The sequence below is a fragment of the Agrobacterium sp. ST15.16.024 genome (genome assembly GCF_027956545.1).
GTDB lineage: Bacteria > Pseudomonadota > Alphaproteobacteria > Rhizobiales > Rhizobiaceae > Agrobacterium > Agrobacterium cucumeris.
On the sequence record NZ_JAQKGO010000002.1, the window covers coordinates 671,335 to 694,790 of the forward strand.

Here is a 23,456-nt window from a genome sequence, read left to right on the forward strand (position 1 = left end):
GTATATACAAAATACTGCGCGATATTCGGAATCTCGAAAGCGCAATGCGGTGCGCGTGATTGCGCACCGCGGAGCCGGAAGTCTCTATTCCTGCAGGCGAAGAGCATTCCAGAAGCCTCGCAACTGGCCGGTCAATTGTGTGTAGAGACCATAACGCCGACGGTAATGCCGAACTTGGTTCTCTTTCGGTTCGTAGGCGCTCGCCACACGCGTCATCGCAGCAACAGCTTCCTCATAACCGGGATAGAGACCGACAGCGACGGCTGCGCCGATCGCCGCCCCAAGCGCGCCCGTTTCACGGGCTTCGGCGACGCGCAGGGGAATTTCCAGCACATCTGCCATGATCTGCGGCCAATGCTGGCTGCGGGAACCGCCGCCGGACATCACGGCATTGTCGACCGGCAGGCCGGCTTCACGCAGGACACCGATATGGCGACGATGTTCGAAACAGACGCCTTCGAACAGGGCACGCAACATATGACCTTCGCCATGCCAGCCGGCCAGACCGTAAAAGCCGCCGCGGAATTCCGCACCCAGCCGCGAACCGAAGATGAAGGGGTGAAAGAACGGATCGTCGGCGCGCGGCGTAACCGAGCCGACGAGGTCATTACACCGGTCGAAGGCATGATCGCCATGGTCGTCGCGAATGCGGTGTACGTACCATTCCAGATTGGCGGCGGATGTGGCGCTGGATTCGATATTGACATAGCGGTCACGGCCGAATGTCGTCACCATGAAGACATCCGGGCTGATGACCGGTTTGTCGGCGAAAACCTGATTGATGCTCCAGGTACCGGCAATGATGGAAGCTTCCCCGGCATTGATGACACCCGACCCCATGGCGCTGGAGACGACATCGAAATACCCGCCAATGACGGGCGTGCCTTCGGAGAGCCCGGTTGCGTCTGAAGCCTCGCTTGTGATGCGGCCGACGATGTCAGCCGATTCCACAAGACGCGGGAAAAAGGCAACGGCATCATCCAGCCCATAAAGCGACAGGAGTTCCCGGTCGAGCCTGGCTTCGGGGAAGGCAAGCAATCCCGCACCGCTGAGGTCGGAAATGTCATTGGCAAGGCAGCCCGTCAGACGGAAATTGACGAAATCCTTGCAGAACAGCACCGTTCCGGTCTGCGCGTAAATGTCAGGCGCATGCCGTTTTACCCAGGCAAGCAGGCTGGGCGTTTGCGCGGGCCATGGCCGCTGCAGGCAGCGTGCCTGCAGCAAGTCTCCGCTTTTCCGGTCAAGCTCGGCCGCAATATCGGCGGCACGGCTGTCGAGCGACTGGATGCCGAGCAAGGGCTGTTGCCGCTTGTCCAGCAGGTAAAGACCATTGCCGTGACCGGCGCATCCCACCGCCACAATGCTTCTGGGATCGACCGAGGATTTTGCCAGAAGCTGGCGGATCGCCTCGCAGCCATTGCGCCATAATTCTTCAAGATCGCGCTCGACATAACCGGGCTGCGGAAATGTCGAATGGCCGTCGATGGCATGTTGTGCGACCTGCCGGCCCGCCGTGTCGAACAGCACGGCCTTGATGACCGTGTTGCCGACATCCAGACCCAATATGTGATTTTTCTCAGCCACGATTATAGATGTCCCATGCTTCCTCACCGCTCGCACCCTCATGGATGATGGCCATCAGGGCCGTAATAACGGCCTTCGGATTGTCATGCTGATAGATGTTGCGACCATAAACCAGTCCGTTCGCCCCTTGAGCCATCAAGGCCGCCGATTTTGCCAGCACGTTGCGCAAATCCTCTCGCCCTCCGCCTCGCACCAGCACCGGGCAGCGCGCCGCCTCGATCACCCGGTGAAAATCCTGCGGATCACTGGTGGGATCGGCCTTGATGATATCGGCACCCATTTCCGAGGCAAGGCGCACCAGCGTAACAATCTTTTCGGCATCGCCATCCACCTGATAGCCCCCGCGCACATCGTTGGGCAGCATTACCAGCGGCTCGATCATCAGCGGCATGCCGAAGCGGTGGCAATCGGCCCGCACACGGCTGATATTTTCGACGCATTGACGAAACAGTTCCGGCTCATCCGGCAGCATGAACAGGTTCACGACTACGCAGGCCGCGTCCATTTCCAGCGCGCCGATGATTGGATCGTGATAATTCTGGAGCTGCGACCACATGGTTCTGTGACGCGTGGAATTATAGGGGTTGCCCATATCGATGCGCATGACGAGGGCCGGCTTGTCCCGCTCCGGCCTCTGCTGCAACAGATCTGCCTGCCCGTAGACCATCTGGATGGCATCGGGACCGGCCTCAACCAGCTTTTCGACGGTCTGCGGCATATCCTCAAGCCCGATGAGGAAACTCGGCTCGTTGCAAACCCCGTGATCGATGGCCACATCAAGGCATCCGCCATTGCGGAACAACCGGTTCATGCGCGCCTTTTTTGAAATCCGCATCATCATGCATTCTCCTTGCATCTGTGTTGAAGCATTGCCGGACTGACCCCATAAAAGGTCTCCAGCTCATGAATAAGCCGCTGCCGTTCTTCCACCGCCTGGCTTGATGACCAGCCCAGTTCCCGTGCCGTGACGCCGAGGATTGCGTCGATCAGATCCGCGTCGATGCGACCGGTTATGGCAAGTGTGGTTCGCCGCAGAATGAGATCGGTCATGTGCCGGACATGTTCGGAACGGATCAGCCAGATCACCTCCGCAGCCGTGACGGGCAGTTTTTCGCAAAGCGGCGTGTCATCCGGGCGGCCCCGGCAAAAGCCCATCAATTCAAGCGCACGTGAACCATAGGCCGACGCCAGATGTTCGGCCCGGTCCCTGCCGATCGAAAACTCCTCTGATAGCAAAGCGGGCAGACGTCCGGCACCGGTTGGAAAATTCCTGCCGCCGCCGATTGGGCGACCCATCGTGCCGGTCAGCCGCTTGCGTCCGAGAAAGGCCAGAACCTCATCGGTCACCTGCTCACCAAAAGCCCTGAAGGTCGTCCACTTACCGCCGATCATGCAAAGCTGCGGTGGATCGCCGGCGACGCGGTGAATGAAATGGCTGCGCGATATTCTTCCAGTAAAAGCGGCATCGCTGCGCGGCAGCGGGCGTATGCCGCTGAAGCTAAAGACGATGTCGGAATGGTCGATAGCGATATTCGGAAAAACCTGTCGGATCGCATCGAGAATATAGTCGCGCTCCTCCGGCTCGCATCGCACCCGCTCAGGACGATCCACCTTTATGTCGGTTGAACCCGCGAGAACCCGGCCGAGATAGGGAAAGAGGATACAGACGCGGTTATCGGCATTCTCGAAAAAAATCATATGCCCGTTCAGGGCTTTGAGAAGCGCCTCGTTCGCCAGGATCAAATGGGATCCCTTGGTTCCGGAAACCGTAGGTTTTGCTTTCTCCGCAGTCGGAGCTTCCGTCAGCGCGCCGATCGTCTCGTCGATCCACGCACCCGTAGCATTGACAATGATCCGGGGCCGGATGGCCAGGCTTTCTGCCGTTTCCTCCACCCGAAGACGATATTCATCCCCGGTGCGAACAAGCTCCACATAGTTGAGCGCAATGCTTTGCGGTGCATCCGTCGAAGTATCGATCAGGAGTTCCAGCGCTAACCGTTCAGGCTGGCTTATCCATGCATCGTAATAGGTGGCCGAATATCTGATGTCAGGTGTCAGGCCCGGCCAGTGCTGCAGCGTCTTGCCGGCGCTGCGAAACTCATGGCGGGGCAGGATGCGGTTTTTGCGGGTAACGAAGTCATAAAGCGTGAGGCCCGCCTTGATGGCCAGCGCCCCCCGGCTTGCGGGTTTGCCGCCGGAGCCGAAAAAGGTCGCTGCCGCGTTGAACAACCCGCTGAAAGTCGAGAAAATCGGGATCGTCGTCGGCAGCGGATGAACCATGTGCGGTGCGAGCGTCAACAGCGCATCGCGCTCCCGCAAAGATTCCGCCACGAGGCCGAATTCGCCGTTTTCGAGATAACGCAGGCCGCCATGGATCATGCGTGACGGCGCCGCACTGCAGCCGGAGGAAAAATCGTTGCGCTCGACCAGCAGTACCCGCAAGCCCTGCAAGGCGAGATCGCGATAGGCGGCGATGCCGTTGATGCCGCCGCCGATGACGACGGCATCAAAATCACCATCTTGCCGGATGCGGCGCAGAGCGTCCTCGCGAAAACTGGGCATAGAAATACCGTTCGCTGGCGTATGACCAGCGTCCCAATGTTGTTGATCGTTCAAAAGCGACAGGAAAGACGGGCAGCGAAAATTATGTGCTATTCGCCGTAAGACCCGTCCCGACTACGTGTTCAGCTATCAAGCCCCACAAGATGCTCGGCGACGCCGGCGCTGATGAGAGCCACTTCACTGTCCGTGAGGCGCAGGCGGGCTGCCGCGGCGTTTTCAACCGCCTGAGCAGGATCACGCGCACCGCACAGTGAAAATGTGATGCCTGGCTGAGCAATCGTCCAGGCAATCACCACCTGCGCGACCGAGGCCCCATGCCCGGCCGCCACCGGCTCCAGCGCACCCATCAACCGGGCGATCTTCTGACGGTTCGACTGGCTGAAACGGGGGTTGCCGCGGCGTTGATCATCCTCTGCAAATACCCGATCAGGCCCGACCTTGCCCGACAGCAGACCAAGCGCCAGCGAGGAATAGCTGAGTACGGAAACGGCATTCTTTCCGCACAGAGGCAGGAGCGTCGTTTCGATGTCCCGTTTCACCATGGAATATTCTTCCTGAATGGCATCGAGCGCACCAGTGTCGATATAGGCCTCAAGATCGCCAGGCGAGACATTGCTTGCCCCGATCGAGCGTATCTTTCCCTCCTCCTTCAGCCGCACCAAAGCCTCAACCGTTTCGGCAATCGGGGTCGTGGCGTCCTGCCAATGGGTAACGTAGTGGTCGATATAATCGGTTCCGAGCCGCTTAAGGCTTTCTTCAACCTCATGCCGGATCGACGCCGCGCCGAGATAACGGTGAACGGGCTTGCCATCCTGATGGAAGAAATAAGCGCCCTCGTTCACATGCCAGACGAGGCCGCATTTGGTGACGAGCACCACCTTGTCGCGCCGGCCGGCAATCGCCTTGCCGACAATGGTTTCCGCAAGCCCCATGCCATAGGCCGGTGCGGTATCGATGAGGGAAATGCCGGCATCGATGGAGGCTTGAATGGCGGCTATGGACTGCCGCTCATCAGTGCCGCCCCACATCCAGCCACCAATCGCCCAGGTGCCAAGCCCCACGACTGAAGCGCTGATGCCACTGCCGCCAATCGTCCGGGTCAATATAGCATTGTCCGTCACGAAGTTTCCCCTTCTTCCTGATCCAGTAAATAGCCAGCAATCGCCTCGTCCACGACGAGCGACGTCAGATATCGGCCGGCAAGCGTGGCCGCCACCGGTCCTGCCTTGATGGCGCCTGCCGCCACACCAATGATGTTCGGGCACCGGGCAAGCTGCCCGGGGTCCAGCGCCACAACGCGCGAGTTGAGATCGATCCGCGCCAGCTGCCCGTCCGCCATGGTGAGGTGGGCGAGGAATTCCCCGGCAATGCCCGCATCCACCAGCGCCTGCCCGCCGCGGGCCACATCCGGCAGAAGATCGTAATAACCGGAACCCGGCGCCTCCACCGAACCGATGCCGACCAGCGCCACCTGCGCCTGCCGCGCCAGATCAAACACTTCGCGGATCGATGCGACATTCATCAAGAGATCACGCTGTTCCTCATCCTCGGCAAACAGCGGCGCATGCAGAAGCGAGGCGCTGCCGCCGAGCTTTTCCGCCAGCTGCGTGGCGAGATGGTTCACATCCGTATAATGTTTGCCCTGCACACCGCCGGTCAGCGGCACCACCCGCACATCGAAGCGGCGCTCCGCCTCCAGGTTGTCGACAACCGCGCTTACCGCCTTGCCGCCGGTAATCGCGATCACGTCACCGTCCCGGATCGTCTCCAGCAAATGATTGGCGGCCACCCGCCCGACCATCTGCAGCGCGGTTTCGGGATTATCGGAAACCGTCGGCGTCACCACCGACTGTCTGAGACCGAAACGGCGGGTGATCTCGTTTTCGAGATCCACCAGCCGCTGATAGGGGCTGGCGATGGTGATCTTCACCATGCCGGCCTTGCGGCCGGCGGCAATCATGCGGTTTACCTTGGTGTGGGAAAGATTGAGCCGCTCAGCGATCTCCGACTGTTTTACACCCTCGATGAAATGCAGCACGAGGACGGAATACACCTGTCTCTGTTGATCGAAGTCGTCCTTGATATCCAGCATGATCGTCTTTCTCCAGTTACCTTCGGGCGTTCAATGCGCGCTCGATGGGCGCTCAGCGGCGACGCCTGACCAGATAGTGGTCGAACAGAACCGCCGTCAGCAATATGCTGCCCCTGATAATGTCCTGCCAGTAGACAGACACGTTAAGCAAGGCAAGCGAGCTGGAAACCACCGACAGGAGGATTGCCCCGAGAATTGCCCCGAGAATGGTGCCCGAGCCGCCCGAAAGGCTGGCGCCGCCGATGACCGCCGCGGCAATCACGTTGAGTTCCATGCCGATGCCGAAGCTTGGCTGGGCGGACCCGAAGCGAGCCATGTAGATCACGCCTGCGACGCCGGCCAGCATCGAACACAGCGTGGTGGTGGCGAAGACCACCCGACCGACGCGGATGCCGGAATAGGCCGCCGCCTTGGGATTGCTGCCGGTATAGAACACCTTGCGGAAGGCGGTCGTGCGCCGCAGCAATAGATCGAACGAGACCACCACCACCGCGAAGATGATCAGCACCAGCGGAATGCCACCAAGCGCGCCCTGGCCGATGAACTTGAATTCCGGCGGCAGGGAAAAGAGCCCGAGCGGTCGGCCACCCGTTGCCAGCAGGCAGACACCGCGGGCAATCACCATTACGCCCAGCGACACAATGAAATGATGCAGGCCGATAACCGTTGTTAGGAAGCCCATGGCCATGCCGACCAATGTGGTGAGGCAGATCGCCAGTCCGGCCGCCACCCAGGGATCGACACCGTTGAGGAACAGCCAGCCGGCCGCGACCATGGCAAGTGCCGTGACGGAACCAACTGACAGATCGATACCACCGGAGATCAACAGGATCGTCATGCCGACCACGACGATGCTTTCGATGGCGAAAACCATGGCCATGGCCCGCAGATTGTCCACGGTCAGAAAATACGGTGATATGAACGACATCACCGCAAAAAGCGCGAGGATGATGACGATCAGTCCGGTTTCGCGTGCTTTCAGCGCCGGCTCCCACCAGGCAGTACGGCGAACCGCCGTCTCGGCAAGGCTTGAAGGTGTTTCCGATGTTGCCATTTTCCCGCTCCCTCAGGCCCCGGCCGGGCTATGCACAATATTGATCGATGCAAGCTGCATGATCTTCTCCTCCGTCATGTCCTCTCCCTGCACCTCACCGGCAATGCGCCCTTCGCGCACGACCAGCACGCGATCGCTGACGCCGATGAGTTCCGGCAGCTCCGAGGATATGACCACCACTCCGACGCCTTCGCGCGCCAGTTCCCGTATCTGGCGGTGGATTTCGGCCTTTGCACCCACATCCACCCCCCGTGTCGGTTCATCCAGAAAGATGACCTCGGGTTCCACCGAGAGCATCTTTGCAAGAGCCACTTTCTGCTGGTTGCCGCCGCTCAAGGTGGAGACAGCGTCGCCGACGCTATTGGCCCGCAATTTCAGCCGCTTGCCCAACTCATCGGCGCGCTTCATTTCCTTGCGCCGCTCGATGAAGCCCATGCCGTTCGATATCCTGCCGACATCGAGCGCCGAGACATTTTCGGCAATGGACATATTGAGGAAAAGCCCGTCACCCTTGCGATCCTCGGACAGATAGACCAGCCCCTCGCGGATGCTGTCGCGATAATCCTTCAGCCTCAGCGGCCGGCCGCGCAGTGTAACTTCGCCGCTGGGTTTCCCTTCCAGCCGGCAAACCGCTCGTGCGATCTCGCTTCGGCCCGCACCGATCAAACCGGCAAGACCGAGGATTTCACCGCGACGCAGATCGAAATCGACATCGAAAACCCGTTTTCCTTCGTTCAATCCCCGAACGGACAGAATGACATCGTCCGACTTTTCATCTTCCGAGAGTTTCGGCGGATAAAGCTTGTCCAGAACCCGCCCGACCATGCTGTTGACGACCTCCTCCGGGGAGATCTCCGCGATATTCGCCGTCTTGATGTGACAACCGTCGCGCATGACAGTGATGCGGTCGCAATGCTCGAAAATCTCTGCCATCCGGTGCGAGATATAGATGATGGCAATCCCGCGTTCCGCCAGCCGATGCATGATCCGGAAAAGCGTCTGTGCTTCAGTTTCGGTCAGAGCCGCCGTCGGCTCATCCAGGATCAGGATACGGCAATCCAGCGTCAGCGCCTTGGCGATTTCGACTATCTGCTGTTGCGAGATCGACAGATCACCGGCGCGGCTGGCGGGGTCGATATCACCAATTTCCCGCAGGATGGTTGCCGCCCGCTTGCCGAGATCGCGATAATTCATGAACAGGGAGCGGCTTTGGCCGGTCTCCGACATGAACATGTTCTCGGCAACCGAAATTTCCGGGCAAAGGGCAATCTCCTGATGGACAAAACCGATGCCGAGCCGGTTCGCCGCATTGGGCGAAGATATCCGCACCGGTTTGCCGTCCAGCAGGATTTCGCCGCCATCCGGCTGCAGAATGCCATCGATAATATGCATCAACGTCGACTTGCCGGCACCGTTTTCACCCGCCAGCGCGTGGATTTCACCCCGCCGCAACTCGAGTGCAGCACTGCGCAACGCCCGCACGGGGCCGAACGCCTTATGAATATTCGTCATGCTGAGGATGACCTCGCCCATAACGCCCTCCCGAAGCTGCTTCCCATTTGACCGGCGAGGCTCAAACCCCGCCGGTTCAAGGGCGACGCGTCAGCGCCCCTTCATATAGTCGTTGAGATCAAAGGAAGCGGCATTCGCCTTGGTGATCACGGCAAAACCATTGTCCATCGACGGAACCTGCATCGGGTTGAAGCCCGACACCTTATAGTCGTTGAACGGGTCAATCAGGTCCGAATGGGCGCCGAGGAAGGTGTTCATGAAACCCATGAAGCCCTGAACGCCCTGGTTGGGGTTGATGGACATGTAGATATTGCCCTGCTTGATATGCTCGAGCGTCGCAGGCGTGATGTCCGCATGCAGGATCAGAACCTTCTTCTTTGCCTCCAGAACAGCGGCCGTCGCGCCTTCGGCCGAACCGGCCTCGGGAATCCACAGGGCGCCCAGATTGGGGTTGGCCTGCAACAATGCGCCGGTTGCCTGATAGGCGAGGTTCGAATCCTGATTGGTCGCCTGGCGGCCGACCAGTTTCATCTGCGGGTAGGTGCGCCCCATATAATCGATGAGGGCGGTGACGCGCAGATCGTGGTTGCTCTGACCCGGATTTTCCAGAACCGCATATTCGCCTTTTTCGCCGATCTTCTTGACGATTTCATCAGCCGCAAATTTCGCCTCGGCAACATTGTCCGAGGTGATATAGGCGGTGCGCTTCGACTTCGGAGAGTCAGCCGCGAAAGTCGTCACCGACACACCTGAGGCAATAGCCTTGTTGATCGGTTCGATGAAGGGATCAGCCTGCATTGGATGCAGCAAAATGCCTTTCGGCTTTTTCACCAGTTCCTGTTCGAAGGACGCGATCTGCTTGGTGATGTCATATTCGGGCGTGCCAGTGAAAACAGCCTCACAGCCAAGCGCCTTGGCGGCCTGCTTGAACCCTTCAAAGACCGGCACCCAATAGGGGTGGCTGGAAACCATGACATTCATCACATAGGTCTCACCCGGTTCGCAGGCGAATTTGCCCGCAGCGGCGGCCGGTGAAGCCACGCCAGCGGAAACCGCCACGGCAAAAACACCCGCGGCAACGGTCGATTTCAGAAAAGCCAACATATTCCCCTCCCAAGGACAATGAGCTAGTCCGCAATAAATTTTGAACTTTGTAATTTATTGCATGACCATTGAGATATCCGCAAACCGAGGGGGCGTCAATGCGGTTTGAATTTTATTTTATTATGTGAAATTTATTGCGATCAACACAAACGTTATCGGGGAAGGTTGGCGATAAGGTCCCATCGGGGGCAATCTGCCGCTTGCGGATATTCACGCTTCGAAACGTTGTGAAAACCTCTTGCGGATCATGTGGGGAGATTGAATTGGCGCAGGCCAGAAACGAAGAAAGGGTTTCTGATCACTCAGAAACCCTTTTCATGAATTCGGATGGTGGGCGTGACAGGGATTGAACCTGTGACCCCTACGATGTCAACGTAGTGCTCTCCCGCTGAGCTACACGCCCTCCGTTGGCGGCGGATAGACCACAAAACCGGTTCATGCGTCAACTGCTTTTTTTCGGTTTTGTGAAGGTTTTTTAAGAGGCCTTACGCCACAAGGAGTTTGTTGACCTCATCCACCAGATCGCGCAGGTGGAACGGCTTGGAAAGCACCTTGGCGTCCTTCGGAGCCTTCGAATCGGCATTCAGCGCGACCGCGGCAAAGCCGGTGATGAACATGACTTTCAGGTCCGGGTCGAGTTCGGTCGCGCGTCGCGCGAGTTCTATGCCATCCATTTCAGGCATGACGATATCGGTCAGCAGCAGCGAAAAAGGCTCTTCGCGAAGCCGGTCGTAAGCGCTTGCGCCATTATCGAAGGAAGAAACCTTATAACCGGCTTTTTCCAGCGCCTTGACGAGGAAGCGGCGCATATCGTTGTCGTCTTCAGCAAGAAGAATTTTTTGATTCATGGTTAAGTGACCGTAACTGCTCAATGTTTGGAATACCCTAGCCCGATTATAGGATTTTCACGGTAAATATCCTGTGAACACGTGAATCGGTATAGCGCTGCTTTGGCGATAGTATGGACTTGCTGCACGGTAACTGGCAACATGAACGTCCTGATAGTTTGTGACATGGTAAATGGGTCTGAATGGACTGGGTAACGGGCGAATATGAGTTGTTTGAAGTAACGGAGCCTGCCGTTCAAACCCTGCCATTCGTCTATAATTCACCCCATAGCGGCCGCTGTTATCCCATTTCCTTCCTCGAATCGGCGCGGCTGGATTCACATGAGATTCGCCGCTCGGAAGATCATTTCGTCGATGAGCTTTTCGCCGCCGCGCCTGAGATCGGCGCGCCGCTTCTGAAAGCGAATTTTCCCCGCGCCTATCTCGACGTCAATCGCGAGCCCTACGAGCTCGATCCGCGCATGTTCGAAGGCACCCTGCCGCCTTATGCCAATATCGGCTCCATGCGGGTTGCCGGCGGCTTGGGCACGGTGCCGCGCATCGTCGCCGAAAATATGGATATCTATGCTCACCGCCTGCCGGTCGATGAGGCACTCTCGCGGATTGAGACGATCTATAAACCCTACCACGCCTGCCTGCGCCGGCTGCTTTCACGCACCCATGCCAATTTCGGCATGGCGGTGCTGATTGATTGCCATTCCATGCCCGGCAATATCCGCGTCGCCGGCTCGAACCTCCGGCCGGATGTGATCATCGGCGATCGATACGGCACCAGCGCATCCCAGGAAGTCTCCCGCGCCGCCCTGCATTTCCTGGAGGAGCTGGGCTTCATCGCGGTCTGCAACAAGCCTTATGCCGGCGGCTTCATCACCGAACATTACGGCCGGCCCATTCGCTCCCTCCACGCGCTGCAGATCGAGGTCAACCGGTCGCTTTACGTCGATGAGAAGACGCTTTCGAAGAAAGCCGATTTTCCGGCCATTCAGGCATCGCTGGAAATCTTCATGCGCCAGCTCGGCGCTTTCGTTTCGGAATACGCGATCGAGACCTCGCTCGCCGCCGAATAACGCGTCAAATTCCCGATATTTCAAATCTTTAGACGAGACCGTCTGGCGGCATGCCGGGCAAAAAAAACCGCGCTTTTGGCGCGGTCAAGTCTAGGGAGGAAACACCCAAGGAGGGTATTTACAGTCAAAGACTGCAGGGTCACGCTACGCAGTACGTGCACAATTGTCAATCATTTTATTTTATGCCTATTTTTTAGACTTATGCCGAAAATATGGAAACACCGGCTCCGCATCCATACGAGTGGACGGCGGATGTGATTCCGGTCTATGCATTTCGCCACGCAATTCAGGCCACATCATTCAGGCTCCACCATCCAGGCAATGAGGTTTCGCATGCTGCCCGACCGGAATTTCTTCTTCAAACTTGCCGATGCAGCCAGTGCTGAAACGCTTCCCCGCTTTCGCACAGGTATTGCCGTCACCAACAAGCAGGATGGCGGCTATGATCCGGTGACGGAAGGCGATCAGGCAGCAGAAACCGCCATTCGCGCGCTCATCGAAGAGCATTTTCCGCAGCACGGCATTCTTGGCGAAGAACACGGTAATGTCGGTCTCGACCGCGACCATATCTGGGTCATCGATCCGATCGACGGTACCCGCGCCTTCATTTCCGGCGTGCCGGTCTGGGGCACGCTGATTGGTTTCCAGTCAGCCGGCCGCGCCACGATGGGCATCATGGACCAGCCCTTCACGAAAGAGCGTTATTTCGCGGATGGTGAAAGTGCCTGGTATTTCGGACCCGATGGCGAAAAGAAAATCCGCACGCGTGATTGCGCGTCTCTGTCCGATGCGGTGCTGTTCACCACCACCCCGCATATCTTCACCGCAGAAGAAAAGCCGCTTTATGAAAAGGTAGAGAAACAGGTCCGCCTTTTCCGCTACGGTGTGGATTGTTACGCCTATTGCCTGCTGGCCGCCGGCCATGTTGATCTGGTGATCGAATCCGGTCTGAAGCCCTATGATGTCGGCGCATTGATCCCGGTGATCGAACAGGCTGGCGGTATCATGACCAACTGGGATGGCGGGCGCCCGGAAAATGGCGGGCGCATTCTGGCAGCCGGTTCCGGGGCCGTGCACGAAGAAGCCCTGGCCATTCTCTCGAAACTCTAGGAACCTGGCTGAGCCGCCATCACTCCGGCGCGAAAAACGCGTCGATGGCCGCGAGCGCCTGTTTGCGGAAAACATCGCGCTCATGCAACAGCTCATGGCGTGCACCAGTAACGGGAAGAAGCTGTGCCGCCCGGAAATTGCGCGAGAGTTCTTCCTGCGCCTTATAGGGCGTAATCGTATCCAGCATCGGCGCCAGAATGAGGGTGGGAATGGTGATGTTCGTCAGATGATCCTGACGGGTCACCCGCGCCATGGCCTTCAAGGCTTCATAGACCCAGCGCGCCGTTGGCGCACCGATGAACAGTTCCGGAAATTGCCGGTGCAGCGATAGATTTCGCGCAAAACGCTTCGCATCCGAGGTCAGCGGGTTGCCATCGAAATCCCGCTCACGTTGATCCTTGCCGAGCTGAATTTTTCCGAGGCCGATGAGACTCAAGGCCGTCGAGACAAGCCGGATGACGGACGAGGGAATGGATTGCTGGCTGTCCAGCTCGATGAATGGCGAGCAAAGCGCCAGACGGTCTATCCGGTTGGACAGGTCGGGTGCCGCCGCAAGTGCTGCAAGCGCACCGGTGGAATGCGCGATCATGAAGAACGGCAGCCGCGTATCCGGCAACACCACCTGCTCGAGAAACAGGCTGATATCGCGCTGATAGTCGGAAAACCGCCGAACATGCCCGGCGCCCGGCCTCTTCAGCAGCCGTTCAGAACCGCCCTGCCCGCGCGTGTCGAAGGTCGCGACCCAGAAGCCCATGGCCGTCAGATCGGCAATCGTTTCGAAATATTTCTCGATACACTCGTTGCGGCCGTGCAGAAGAACCACCGTTCCGCGGGCAATATGGCGGCTGGCGCGAAAGATCGCATATCGAAGCTGCTTTCCGCGATGGCCGGCAAAATATCCGACGGTATGGTTGCCGGGAACCGGGTTATCTTCACTGACGCGCAATGTGGCTTCGATCATCGGTCTTTTCCGGCTTTTCAACTCTTTTCGGATAGGTCGGCGGCGACAGAAGGTCAAAGAAAAAATTGCCGGAACCGTCGGTTAAAGCAGTCGCGGTTCCGGCCAGTAAGACAGAAGAAGAAGGGACGTTATTGCTTCTGTCCACGGAGAATGTCTCCGATGACCGCAGTTTTATGGCGCTCAAACTGAACGATGCCGGAACCGGATGTTCAGCCATGGTTCATGTTGTGACCACCCCTTGACGCAGGCTCAAGCCATTCCCATCTCCTTCATGCGGTCGCCAGAACGGGACCGCGCCCTATGTCCGGCCGTTGCCAGAACGGGACGCCGGATTTAACCGCAAACAGTCGCTTCTTAGGAGGACACCATGCGTCACGTCGATTTTTCCCCCCTCTATCGCTCCACCGTTGGCTTTGACCGTCTTTTCTCGATGCTTGACGGCCTCGGCCAGCCCGAACAGGCCCAGTCCTATCCGCCCTATAATATCGAGCGGACGGGTGAAAACACCTATCGTATCACCATGGCTGTTGCCGGTTTCGATGAGACCGAACTCAGCATTGAATCCCGCGCCAATGCGCTGACGGTGAAGGCTGAGAAGTCCGGGGACGAGAAGTCATCCGAAGGCGAATTCCTGTATCGCGGCATCGCCACGCGCGCTTTCGAACGCCGCTTCCAGCTTGCCGACCACGTCGAAGTCCAGACCGCGTCCTTAAAGAACGGCCTGCTCCACATTGATCTCGTCCGCAATATTCCGGAAGCCATGAAGCCGCGCCGCATCGCGATCTCGTCCGACAGCGCCGATGCGCCGAAGACGATCGAAGCCCAAATCACGCCGGCTCAGGTCAACTAAACTATCCTGAAATGAAATCGGAACGGCCCCTTCACGGGGCCGTTTTTGTTTGCAGAAATTTTTGTGTCAGCGGGTGGATGCCGCCGCGCCTTCTGCGGCAGACGTTTCGGTTATTGCTGCCTTTTCATGGGCCTTGCGGGCATAACGCTGGGCCAGCACAGCGCAGACCATCAGCTGAATCTGATGGAAGAGCATGATTGGCAGAACGATAGCGCCAATGCTCTGGCCGGCAAAGATCGCGCCCGCCATGGGCACACCACTGGCGAGGCTCTTCTTGGACCCGCAGAAGGTGATGGTGATTTCATCCGCCTTGTTGAAACCAAGCGCCCGGCTGCCGAACATCGTCACGCAGAGGACAAACGCCAGAAGCACGATGTTGATGACAATGACCACGCCGATGTCGCGCAGGGAAAACGTCTGCCAGATACCCTCGATGACAGCATCGGAAAAAGCGAGATAGACAACCATCAAGATCGAGCCGCGATCAACGGGAGACAGCAGTTTTTTGCGCGCTCGGATCCAGTCGCCAATCCACGGCTGCAACACCTGACCGACGATGAAAGGCAACAACAGCTGCAGGAAAATTTGCAGGAACGCGTCCAGCGAAAACCCGTTGCCATGGCCGCCGACCGTAAACAGCAGGCCAACCAGCAATGGCGTCAGGAACATGCCGAAAATATTCGATGCCGAAGCCGAGCAGATCGCCGCCGGCACGTTTCCGCCCGCCATGGAGGTGAAAGCGATGGAGGATTGCACAGTGGATGGCAGGACACAGAGAAACAGCACGCCCATATAAAGCGGCGCCGGCAGGATGTTTTCGGGAATGAAACCGATCGCCACGCCCAGCAACGGGAAAAGGCCGAAAGTGACGAGCAGGATCGCCAGATGCAGACGCCAGTGCAGGATGCCGGCAATCACCACATCCCGCGAAAGTCGCGCACCATGCAGGAAGAACAGAAGCGCAATCGCCAGCTTCGTCGCAAGGCCGAAATATTCCGCCGGCTGACCGCTGATGGGCAGAAAGGAAGCCAAAATCACGGTGGCCACCAACATCATGGTGAAGCGGTCAGGCAAGAAGCGGGTCATGGGAAAATCTTTCCGGCATCAGTTTTGCTTGAAATGTCAGCCACTATCGCTAATCATGAATTCGAATTCAAAGACTAACAGTTATCATGATTTGAGATAATGCTGAACCTTCAACATCTAGCCAGCTTCGTCATGCTGCAGCAAACCGGCAGCTTCACGCTGGCCGCCGAGCGACTGGGTGTCGGCCAATCCACCGTCAGCCAGCATATTCAACGGCTGGAGGCCTCGCTTGGTCGTCGACTGATTGCGCGCAGCACCCATCAGGTGAAACTGACCGGTGAGGGCGAGGCACTGCTCGGTTATGCCCGCAATATGCTCGACATCGACAGCAAGGTCTCTTCGCTCTTCAGCGAAAGCCGCCTGCGCGGACGGCTGAGGCTTGGTGTATCCGAAGATTTCGTCGCCAGCCGGCTGACGGCCATTCTGGAAGAATTCATCCGTCTTTATCCTCTGGTGGATTTGGAACTGACGGTTTCGCTGAGCGGCGTGCTTTACCAGATGCAGGATAATGGCGAACTGGATGTGGTGCTGGCCAAACGCCGTCTTGGCGACAAGCTCGGACACTTCCTCTATCGCGAACCGCTGGTGTGGCTGGCGCGTGACCCCGAGCGCATGCTGAACCAGCCGGACGCCCTGCCGCTGATCGCCTTTCCGCCGCCGAGCATTACCAGAAAGGCGGCGCAGGAAGCGCTTGACCGCGCTGGTCTCTCCTGGCGCATCGTCTGCACCTGCGGCAGTCTCAGCGGGCTGACGGCTGCTGCAAGAGCGGGCATGGGCATTCTGGTGCAGCCACGCAGCATGGCGCCCGCCGGTCTCAAGGAGATTGCGGCGGATGTGCTGCCGGCGCTCGAAGACGTGGAATTCGTGCTTCAGCCGAGCAAGGGCACCGATACCAAACTGGTGCGCGCCCTTTCCGATCTCGTGTCCAGCAAGAGCATCGCGCCAGGCAGCTTCGTATAGCTTCCCTGACGCATTTCCGGACGCAAAACCGCTTCACACTTTTGCTGGAAATGCTCTAGTTTTCCCGCCGTGAAAGGCACCGGCCGACACTGTCACGCCAGCCGGCGATGGCGTTTTTCCGCTCCGCCTCGTCCATGTCAGGAGCGAAACGGCGGTCACGTTTCCAATGGGCTGCGAAGGCTTCACGATCCGGCCAGATGCCCGCACGCGATGCAGCGAGCCACGCGGCGCCCAGAATGGTCGTCTCCAGAAAGACCGGCCGGTCTACCGGTGCGGCGAGAACATCGGCCAGCCTCTGCATCGTCCAGTCAGAGGCAACCATGCCGCCATCGACCCTCAGCACCGTCTTGCCATTGTCACCCGCCCAGTCCTTGCGCATGGCATCCAGCAGGTCAAACGTCTGATAGGCAACGCTTTCCAGCGCAGCACGTGCGAATTCCGCAGGTCCTGTTCCACGTGTCAGGCCGAAGATCGCTCCGCGCGCATCAGCATCCCAATAGGGCGCACCAAGGCCGGTGAAGGCCGGCACCAGATAGACACGCTGATTGGGATCGGCCTTTTCGGCAAGCGCGCTGACTTCAGAGGCGACCGAGATGAAACCCAGCTCGTCACGCAGCCATTGCACCGCCGCACCGGCAATGAAGATCGAACCTTCGAGCGCATAGGTCGTCACACCATCGAGACGGTAAGCAATCGTCGTAAGCAGCCGGTTGGTGGAAGCGACGCGATCCGTGCCGGTATTGAGAAGCGCGAAGCAGCCGGTGCCATAGGTTGATTTCATCATGCCCGGTTCGAAGCAGGCATTGCCGATGACAGCTGCCTGCTGATCGCCGGCAACACCGAGGATCGGGATTTCTGCGCCTAGAAGCGCCTTGTCCGTCACGCCGAAATCAGCGGCGCAATCCAGCACCTCCGGCAGCATGGCGCGGGGAATGTCGAGGACCGACAGCAGCTCGTCATCCCAGGCATTGTCCTCAATATTGTAGATCAAGGTCCGAGAGGCATTGGTGGCGTCGGTCACATGGCGACGACCGCCGGTGAGACGGTAGATCAGGAAACTGTCGACCGTGCCGAAGCAGATGTCACCCCTCACCGCCTTTTCGCGGAGGCCGCTGACGCTGTCCAGAATCCATTTCAGCTTGGTACCGGAAAAATAGGGATCGAGCAGCAGGCCGGTCTTTTTCGAAAACAACGGCTCCAGGCCACGGCGTTTCAGGTCCTCGCAGATGGGTGCGGCGCGCCGATCCTGCCAGACCACGGCACGGTGTACGGCTTCACCCGTGTTGCGGTCCCAGAGCACTGTCGTTTCGCGCTGGTTGGTAATGCCGATAGCCTCGATATCGGAAGCGGCGATGCCGGCATCGGCGAGCGCCAGCCGGATTGTTTCAAGCACGCTTTTCCAGATATCCTCGGCATCATGTTCCACCCAGCCCGAGGTCGGGAAATGTTGCGGAAATTCTCGCTGTCCGACACCGATGACCCGCATGTCGCGATCAAAGACCATCGACCGTGTCGATGTCGTTCCCTGATCAATCGCCAGAATATAACCGCCCATTATGTAACTCCCTTTCAGACGCAATGACGGGGCGGCAAAGCCGCCCCGGTTTCAGAGCACGTCGTCAGACGTACTCTGTATCTTTGTTTTCACGCATTTTCCGGACGTAAAACCGCTACGCACTTTTACTGAAAATGCTTCATGTCACGCAGAGATTACTTCTGCCAGCTTTTGACCAGTTCGTCGTAATTGACGGTGACCGGCTTTTCCTTTTCGTTGGCGATCTTCAGCTGCGGAGCCAGATTGCCCTTCGAAACGGCGTCCTTGTTCCAGTAGTCGATATCATGCTCTTCCGCCAGTTTCGGGCCGATATCACCCTGAACACCGGCGCGCTCGATACGGGCCATGACCTTTTCCTGCTCGGCGCAGAGCGAGTCCATGGCTGCCTGTGCGGTTTTCGCACCCGACGACGCATCGCCGATTGCCTGCCACCACAGCTGCGCCAGCTTCGGATAATCAGGAACGTTGGTGCCGGTTGGTGACCATTGCACGCGGGCCGGCGAGCGATAAAACTCGATCAGACCGCCGAGCTTGGCAGCCCGATCCGTGAAGCTCTGGTGATGGATGGTGCTGTCACGAATGAAGGTGAGACCCACATGGCTCTTCTTCACATCCACCGTCTTGGAGGTCACGAACTGCGCGTAAAGCCAAGCCGCCTTGGCGCGGTCGTCGGGGGTGGATTTCATCAATGTCCACGAACCCACATCCTGATAACCGAGCTTCATGCCGTCCTTCCAGTAGACGCCATGCGGCGAAGGTGCGACGCGCCATTTCGGCGAGCCGTCCTCGTTCACAACAGGCAGGCCGGGTTTGGCCATATCGGCGGTGAAGGCCGTGTACCAGAAGATCTGCTGGGCAATGTTACCCTGCGCCGGCACCGGCCCGGATTCGGAGAAGGTCATGCCCTGTGCTTCCGGCGGCGCGTATTTCTTCAGCCATTCGAGATATTTCTCGATGGAATAGACCGAAGCCGGACCGTTGGTATCACCACCGCGCGCCACGCAGGAACCGACGGGCTGCGACTTGTCGTTGACCTTGATACCCCATTCATCGACCGGCAGGCCGTTCGGCAGACCCTTGTCGCCGTTGCCAGCCATGGAGAGCCAGGCATCGGTGAAGCGCCAGCCAAGCGACGGGTCCTTCTTGCCATAGTCCATATGGCCGAAGACCTTCTTGCCGCCGACATCGCGGCCGGTGAAGAATTCGGCGATATCCTCATAAGCCGACCAGTTGACCGGCACGCCGAGGTCGTAGCCGTATTTGGCCTTGAAATCGGCCTTGTTCTTGTCGTCGTTGAACCAGTCGTACCGGAACCAGTAAAGGTTCGCGAACTGCTGGTCGGGAAGCTGGTAGAGTTTCTTGTCCGGTGCCGTTGTAAAGGCGCTGCCGATGAAATCCTTGAGGTCGAGACCAGGATTGGTGACGTCCTTGCCTTCATTGGCCATGAAGTCGGTCAGGTTGCGCACCTGCTGGTAGCGCCAATGGGTACCGATGAGATCGCTGTCGTTGACCCAACCGTCATAAAGGTTCTGGCCGGTCTGCATCTGCGTCTGGATCTTTTCGACAACGTCACCTTCCTGGATGATGTCATGCGTGACCTTGATGCCGGTAATGGCGGTAAAGGCCGGCGCCAGAACTTTCGATTCATATTCATGCGTGGTCAGGGATTCAGAAACGACCTTGATGTCCATGCCGGCGAAAGGTTTCGCGGCATCGATAAACCATTGCAGTTCCTTCTCCTGATCCGCACGGGAAAGCGACGACATATCGCCGATTTCCTTGTCCAGAAACTGCTTTGCTTCCTCCATTCCGGCGAAAGCGGAACCTGTCATTGCCAGCAGCATGGCTGCCGTCGTCGTCATCAGATGCCGTCGCATATCAGTCCTCCCAGGGGTTGCGATTGCATGAAGTCCTCCAGTGCGGTTTTCCTCCGCCGCACCGTTCTTTCTGCTCTAAACGAAACGGAAAACGCCGATGGCGTAGACCACGGACAGAGCGAGAGCCCACCACAGGTTCGGACCGACCAGCCCGAGCCATGCGAGATGAATGAAGGCGCTGCCGAGCAGCGAAATGAACAACCGGTCGCCGCGCGTGGTTTCAAAGCGCAAGAGGCCGAAACGGGGATTGCCGCCGGGCGAAAAATATTCCCAAACCCACATGCCGACGAGCAGCGCGGCGATGGCGCAGAAAAATGCGGCCGTAGCCCAAGTCCACGCCATCCAGGTAAAATCGGGCATCTTTATCATGGTCAAACCCTCCCCAGCGCAAAGCCCTTGGCGATGTAATTGCGCACGAACCAGATCACCAGCGCACCCGGAATGAGTGTCAGCACACCGGCGGCGGCAAGCAGGCCCCAATCCATGCCGGCGGCGGACACGGTTCGCGTCATCGTCGCGGCGATCGGCTTGGCGTCCGTCGTCGTCAGCGTACGGGCGATCAGAAGCTCGACCCACGAGAACATGAAGCTGAAGAAGCAGGCCACACCGATGCCGGAAGCGATGAGCGGCATGAAAATCTTCACGAAGAACTTCGGGAAGGAATAGCCGTCAATATAGGCGGTTTCGTCGATTTCCTTCGGCACGCCCGACATGAAGCCTTCGAGGATCCACACCGCCAGCGGCACGTTGAACAGGCAATGCGCCAGCGCCACAGCAATATGCGTGTCGATCAGCCCGAATGCCGAATAAAGCTGGAAGAAGGGTAACGCGAACACCGCCGGCGGCGCCATGCGGTTGGTCAAAAGCCAGAAGAACAGGTGCTTGTCACCGAGAAAACGGTAACGCGAGAAGGCATAGGCCGCCGGAAGTGCCGCTGCAACCGAGATCACCATGTTCATCACGACGTAGATGATCGAGTTGATGTAGCCCGAATACCAGGAGGAATCGGTGAAGATCGTCCGGTAGTTCTGCAGCGTCGGCTGGTGCGGATAAAGCGTCATGGACGAGACGATTTCCGCATTCGTCTTAAAGCTCATATTGACGAGCCAATAGATCGGCACCAGCAGAAGAATGATGTAGATCGTCGGCACCAGCCAGGAAAAACGCGATGGCCCATGGCGGCGGCGCGATCGTGCCGCAAGGCCCGACAATCCCGCCGAGGCAGCTTTCACCGGGGAATTTCCCATCCGTTCCACGCTTGTGGTGACATCAGAGGCGCTCATGTCTCAAGTCTCCGCGTCGTGGCTGGTCATCACGGTGTAGAACACCCAGGACAACAGCAGGATGATGAGGAAGTAGATCAGCGACATGGCTGCTGCAGGGCCCAGGTCAAACTGGCCGAGCGCCATCTTCACGAGATCGATGGACAGGAAGGTGGTGGAATTGCCCGGGCCGCCGCCAGTGACGACGAAAGGCTCGGTATAGATCATGAAACTGTCCATGAAGCGCAGCAGGAAGGCGATGAGCAGCACGCGCTTCATCTTCGGCAGCTGGATGAACCGGAATACGGCGAAACGCGATGCTCCATCGATCCTGGCCGCCTGGTAATAGGCATCCGGAATGGAAACGAGGCTGGCATAGCAGAGCAGCACGACGAGGCTCGTCCAGTGCCAGACATCCATGATGACGACCGTGATCCATGCATCGAGCGGATCATTGACGTAGTTGTAATCAAGCCCAAGCTGGTTGGCGTAATAACCGAGCAGCCCGATATCGCTGCGCCCGAACACCTGCCAGATTGTGCCGACCACGTTCCACGGCACGAGAAGCGGCAGCGCCATCGTCACAAGGCAGACAGGCACGCCGATGCCGGATTTCGGCATTTTGAGCGCGATGAAAATGCCGAGCGGAATTTCAATCGCGAGGATGATGCCGGAGAACAGCAGGTTGCGCCCCAGCGCATCCCAGAACCGGGCCGATGCCAGAATTTCTTCGAACCATTGCGTGCCCGCCCAGAAGAACTGGTTATTGCCGAAGGTATCCTGCACCGAATAGTTCACGACGGTCATCAGCGGAATGACGGCGGAAAAGGCGACCAGTACCAAAACCGGCAGCACCATGAACCACGCCTTGTTGTTCCAGCTCTTTTCCATGGTCAGGCCCCCATCTTCACACGCCAGGAATCGGCGAAGACGCCGATGGCGGCCGGGTCGAAGCGAATACCCGCTTCCGCCGGAATTTCCTCGTCTTCGGCAACGACGATCGCCAGCTTCTGGCCGGCGAACCGGGCACGAACGATCTTCTGCCGGCCGATATCTTCGACCTTGTCGACGGTGATCGGCATGCCGCCCCGCTCCAGCCGGATGAATTCCGGGCGAACGCCGATCTCGATGCGCTGCGCTCCATCAACCTTCGGTACGCCGGCAAGCGGCACACCGAGGTCGCCGATCATAGCGGTTGCGCCGTCTATCCTGGCGGGCAGCACGTTCATGCCAGGCGAGCCGATGAAATAACCAACGAATGTATGCCCTGGCCGCTCGAAAAGCTCCGCCGGCGTGCCGATCTGGACGATCTGCCCGTCATACATCACCACCACCTTGTCGGCGAAGGTCAGCGCTTCGGTCTGGTCGTGCGTCACGTAGACCATGGTGAAGCCGGATTGCCGGTGCAGCCGTTTCAGCTGCGAGCGCAGCACCCATTTCATATGCGGATCGATAACCGTCAGCGGCTCGTCGAAGAGGATGGCGTTGACGTCGGAACGCACGAGGCCGCGTGCCAGCGAAATCTTCTGCTTCTGATCTGCCGTCAACCCGCGCGCATGACGTTTCGCCATGCCGGAAAGATCGGTCATTTCAAGAATGTCGCGCACCCGACGATCCACTTCGGCTTCCGGCACATGCCGGTTGCGCAACGGAAAGGCCAGATTGTCGTAGACCGTCATCGTGTCGTAGACGACCGGGAACTGGAACACCTGGGCGATATTGCGGTCTTCGGTGGCAAGATCGGTCACGTCAGTTCCGTCGAAAGCGATACGCCCTTCGGACGGTCGCAGCAGCCCGGAAATGATGTTGAGCAGCGTGGTCTTGCCGCAGCCGGAAGGCCCGAGCAGCGCATAAGCCCCGCCATCCTCCCATTCGTGATGCACTTCTTTCAGGGCATAATCGCCGGCTGCCTGCGCCTTGGCGTTATAGGCGTGGCGGATGTGATCGAGCGTGATTCGAGCCATGACCGATC

At 58.5% G+C, this 23,456-nt stretch carries 22 protein-coding genes and 1 tRNA gene; 4 read left to right on the top strand and 19 right to left on the bottom strand.

Going from position 1 to position 23,456, the window contains the following annotated elements:
- Positions 1 to 84 precede the first annotated feature (84 nt).
- The 10 genes from PL640_RS11610 to cpdR form a co-directional block, all read right to left on the bottom strand.
- Positions 85 to 1,584, bottom strand: a complete 1,500-nt coding sequence (locus PL640_RS11610; RefSeq protein WP_271362009.1) for an FGGY-family carbohydrate kinase — start codon at positions 1,582 to 1,584, stop codon at positions 85 to 87.
- Complete coding sequence (locus tag PL640_RS11615; RefSeq protein ID WP_271362102.1) at positions 1,577 to 2,419, bottom strand: class I fructose-bisphosphate aldolase; 843 nt, start codon at positions 2,417 to 2,419, stop codon at positions 1,577 to 1,579. Before PL640_RS11615 ends, PL640_RS11610 begins: the two co-directional genes overlap by 8 nt.
- 2 nt (positions 2,420 to 2,421) lie before the next feature.
- Positions 2,422 to 4,146, bottom strand: a complete 1,725-nt coding sequence (locus tag PL640_RS11620; RefSeq protein ID WP_271362011.1) for a glycerol-3-phosphate dehydrogenase/oxidase — start codon at positions 4,144 to 4,146, stop codon at positions 2,422 to 2,424.
- Between the two features lie 122 nt (positions 4,147 to 4,268).
- A complete protein-coding gene (locus tag PL640_RS11625; RefSeq protein WP_271362013.1) occupies positions 4,269 to 5,267 on the bottom strand; it encodes an aldo/keto reductase in 999 nt (332 codons plus the stop codon).
- On the bottom strand, positions 5,264 to 6,238 hold the full coding sequence (locus PL640_RS11630) for a sugar-binding transcriptional regulator (protein ID WP_271362015.1): 975 nt from the start codon (positions 6,236 to 6,238) through the stop codon (positions 5,264 to 5,266). Before PL640_RS11630 ends, PL640_RS11625 begins: the two co-directional genes overlap by 4 nt.
- Before the next feature lie 52 nt (positions 6,239 to 6,290).
- Positions 6,291 to 7,292 carry an ABC transporter permease gene (locus PL640_RS11635; protein WP_142841687.1) on the bottom strand — a complete coding sequence of 334 codons (1,002 nt, stop codon included), beginning with the start codon at positions 7,290 to 7,292 and terminating at the stop codon, positions 6,291 to 6,293.
- 12 nt (positions 7,293 to 7,304) lie between these two features.
- Positions 7,305 to 8,825 (bottom strand): sugar ABC transporter ATP-binding protein, encoded by a 1,521-nt coding sequence (locus PL640_RS11640; RefSeq protein WP_271362017.1) that lies wholly within the window; start codon positions 8,823 to 8,825, stop codon positions 7,305 to 7,307.
- Positions 8,826 to 8,894: 69 nt separating this feature from the next.
- Positions 8,895 to 9,908 carry a substrate-binding domain-containing protein gene (locus tag PL640_RS11645; RefSeq protein WP_271362019.1) on the bottom strand — a complete coding sequence of 338 codons (1,014 nt, stop codon included), beginning with the start codon at positions 9,906 to 9,908 and terminating at the stop codon, positions 8,895 to 8,897.
- A gap of 328 nt (positions 9,909 to 10,236) precedes the next feature.
- Positions 10,237 to 10,311, bottom strand: a tRNA-Val gene (locus PL640_RS11650).
- An 82-nt stretch (positions 10,312 to 10,393) separates the two neighbouring features.
- Positions 10,394 to 10,756 (bottom strand): cell cycle two-component system response regulator CpdR, encoded by a 363-nt coding sequence (gene cpdR / locus PL640_RS11655; protein ID WP_003497910.1) that lies wholly within the window; start codon positions 10,754 to 10,756, stop codon positions 10,394 to 10,396.
- 182 nt (positions 10,757 to 10,938) lie between these two features.
- On the opposite strand from cpdR, the gene PL640_RS11660 reads away from it, so the two are divergent.
- Together PL640_RS11660 and hisN are read left to right on the top strand one after the other, a co-directional pair.
- Entirely contained in the window at positions 10,939 to 11,823 is an 885-nt protein-coding gene (locus tag PL640_RS11660) for an N-formylglutamate amidohydrolase (RefSeq protein ID WP_046799046.1), read from the top strand.
- Positions 11,824 to 12,156: 333 nt separating this feature from the next.
- Entirely contained in the window at positions 12,157 to 12,933 is a 777-nt protein-coding gene (gene hisN / locus PL640_RS11665) for a histidinol-phosphatase (protein ID WP_271362021.1), read from the top strand.
- A gap of 19 nt (positions 12,934 to 12,952) precedes the next feature.
- Here hisN and PL640_RS11670 read toward each other — a convergent pair whose 3' ends face one another.
- Together PL640_RS11670 and PL640_RS11675 are read right to left on the bottom strand one after the other, a co-directional pair.
- Complete coding sequence (locus PL640_RS11670; protein WP_271362022.1) at positions 12,953 to 13,894, bottom strand: alpha/beta fold hydrolase; 942 nt, start codon at positions 13,892 to 13,894, stop codon at positions 12,953 to 12,955.
- Positions 13,866 to 14,039: a hypothetical protein gene (locus PL640_RS11675; RefSeq protein ID WP_193559526.1), complete on the bottom strand. Its 174-nt coding sequence runs from the start codon at positions 14,037 to 14,039 to the stop codon at positions 13,866 to 13,868. The genes PL640_RS11670 and PL640_RS11675 overlap by 29 nt, the downstream gene beginning before the upstream one ends.
- Before the next feature lie 222 nt (positions 14,040 to 14,261).
- Between PL640_RS11675 and hspL the strand changes: the two genes are divergently transcribed.
- Complete coding sequence (gene hspL / locus PL640_RS11680) at positions 14,262 to 14,744, top strand: heat shock protein HspL (RefSeq protein WP_046799048.1); 483 nt, start codon at positions 14,262 to 14,264, stop codon at positions 14,742 to 14,744.
- Between the two features lie 66 nt (positions 14,745 to 14,810).
- On the opposite strand, the gene PL640_RS11685 is transcribed toward hspL, so the two are convergent.
- Complete coding sequence (locus tag PL640_RS11685) at positions 14,811 to 15,830, bottom strand: bile acid:sodium symporter family protein (RefSeq protein ID WP_271362023.1); 1,020 nt, start codon at positions 15,828 to 15,830, stop codon at positions 14,811 to 14,813.
- Between the two features lie 99 nt (positions 15,831 to 15,929).
- On the opposite strand from PL640_RS11685, the gene PL640_RS11690 reads away from it, so the two are divergent.
- On the top strand, positions 15,930 to 16,790 hold the full coding sequence (locus PL640_RS11690; protein ID WP_142841715.1) for a LysR family transcriptional regulator: 861 nt from the start codon (positions 15,930 to 15,932) through the stop codon (positions 16,788 to 16,790).
- 55 nt (positions 16,791 to 16,845) lie between these two features.
- Here the strand turns inward: PL640_RS11690 and glpK are convergent, their stop codons facing one another.
- The 6 genes from glpK to PL640_RS11720 form a co-directional block, all read right to left on the bottom strand.
- Entirely contained in the window at positions 16,846 to 18,345 is a 1,500-nt protein-coding gene (glpK, locus tag PL640_RS11695; protein WP_271362024.1) for a glycerol kinase GlpK, read from the bottom strand.
- A 155-nt stretch (positions 18,346 to 18,500) separates the two neighbouring features.
- Positions 18,501 to 20,222, bottom strand: coding sequence for an ABC transporter substrate-binding protein (locus tag PL640_RS11700; RefSeq protein ID WP_142841717.1), 1,722 nt, complete (start codon positions 20,220 to 20,222; stop codon positions 18,501 to 18,503).
- A 75-nt stretch (positions 20,223 to 20,297) separates the two neighbouring features.
- Positions 20,298 to 20,591 (bottom strand): DUF2160 domain-containing protein, encoded by a 294-nt coding sequence (locus PL640_RS11705; protein ID WP_271362027.1) that lies wholly within the window; start codon positions 20,589 to 20,591, stop codon positions 20,298 to 20,300.
- A 2-nt stretch (positions 20,592 to 20,593) separates the two neighbouring features.
- A complete protein-coding gene (locus tag PL640_RS11710) occupies positions 20,594 to 21,469 on the bottom strand; it encodes a carbohydrate ABC transporter permease (RefSeq protein ID WP_371338318.1) in 876 nt (291 codons plus the stop codon).
- Between the two features lie 39 nt (positions 21,470 to 21,508).
- Positions 21,509 to 22,375, bottom strand: coding sequence for a carbohydrate ABC transporter permease (locus PL640_RS11715; protein ID WP_046799053.1), 867 nt, complete (start codon positions 22,373 to 22,375; stop codon positions 21,509 to 21,511).
- Positions 22,376 to 22,377: 2 nt separating this feature from the next.
- Positions 22,378 to 23,448, bottom strand: coding sequence for an ABC transporter ATP-binding protein (locus tag PL640_RS11720; protein ID WP_271362030.1), 1,071 nt, complete (start codon positions 23,446 to 23,448; stop codon positions 22,378 to 22,380).
- Positions 23,449 to 23,456: the final 8 nt, after the last annotated feature.

Excerpts from the sequence above, each read along its gene's own strand:
- PL640_RS11700 (WP_142841717.1), bottom strand. The coding sequence starts at position 20,222 with ATGCGACGGCATCTGATGACGACGACGGCAGCCATGCTGCTGGCAATG.
- hisN (WP_271362021.1), top strand. The coding sequence starts at position 12,157 with ATGCTGCCCGACCGGAATTTCTTCTTCAAACTTGCCGATGCAGCCAGT.
- PL640_RS11720 (WP_271362030.1), bottom strand. The coding sequence starts at position 23,448 with ATGGCTCGAATCACGCTCGATCACATCCGCCACGCCTATAACGCCAAG.
- PL640_RS11640 (WP_271362017.1), bottom strand. The coding sequence starts at position 8,825 with ATGGGCGAGGTCATCCTCAGCATGACGAATATTCATAAGGCGTTCGGC.
- hspL (WP_046799048.1), top strand. The coding sequence starts at position 14,262 with ATGCGTCACGTCGATTTTTCCCCCCTCTATCGCTCCACCGTTGGCTTT.
- PL640_RS11670 (WP_271362022.1), bottom strand. The coding sequence starts at position 13,894 with ATGATCGAAGCCACATTGCGCGTCAGTGAAGATAACCCGGTTCCCGGC.
- PL640_RS11620 (WP_271362011.1), bottom strand. The coding sequence starts at position 4,146 with ATGCCCAGTTTTCGCGAGGACGCTCTGCGCCGCATCCGGCAAGATGGT.
- PL640_RS11645 (WP_271362019.1), bottom strand. The coding sequence starts at position 9,908 with ATGTTGGCTTTTCTGAAATCGACCGTTGCCGCGGGTGTTTTTGCCGTG.
- PL640_RS11685 (WP_271362023.1), bottom strand. The coding sequence starts at position 15,830 with ATGACCCGCTTCTTGCCTGACCGCTTCACCATGATGTTGGTGGCCACC.
- PL640_RS11630 (WP_271362015.1), bottom strand. The coding sequence starts at position 6,238 with ATGCTGGATATCAAGGACGACTTCGATCAACAGAGACAGGTGTATTCC.
- PL640_RS11660 (WP_046799046.1), top strand. The coding sequence starts at position 10,939 with ATGGACTGGGTAACGGGCGAATATGAGTTGTTTGAAGTAACGGAGCCT.
- PL640_RS11615 (WP_271362102.1), bottom strand. The coding sequence starts at position 2,419 with ATGCGGATTTCAAAAAAGGCGCGCATGAACCGGTTGTTCCGCAATGGC.
- glpK (WP_271362024.1), bottom strand. The coding sequence starts at position 18,345 with ATGGGCGGTTATATTCTGGCGATTGATCAGGGAACGACATCGACACGG.
- PL640_RS11705 (WP_271362027.1), bottom strand. The coding sequence starts at position 20,591 with ATGATAAAGATGCCCGATTTTACCTGGATGGCGTGGACTTGGGCTACG.
- PL640_RS11635 (WP_142841687.1), bottom strand. The coding sequence starts at position 7,292 with ATGGCAACATCGGAAACACCTTCAAGCCTTGCCGAGACGGCGGTTCGC.
- PL640_RS11710 (WP_371338318.1), bottom strand. The coding sequence starts at position 21,469 with ATGGGAAATTCCCCGGTGAAAGCTGCCTCGGCGGGATTGTCGGGCCTT.
- PL640_RS11690 (WP_142841715.1), top strand. The coding sequence starts at position 15,930 with ATGCTGAACCTTCAACATCTAGCCAGCTTCGTCATGCTGCAGCAAACC.
- PL640_RS11715 (WP_046799053.1), bottom strand. The coding sequence starts at position 22,375 with ATGGAAAAGAGCTGGAACAACAAGGCGTGGTTCATGGTGCTGCCGGTT.
- cpdR (WP_003497910.1), bottom strand. The coding sequence starts at position 10,756 with ATGAATCAAAAAATTCTTCTTGCTGAAGACGACAACGATATGCGCCGC.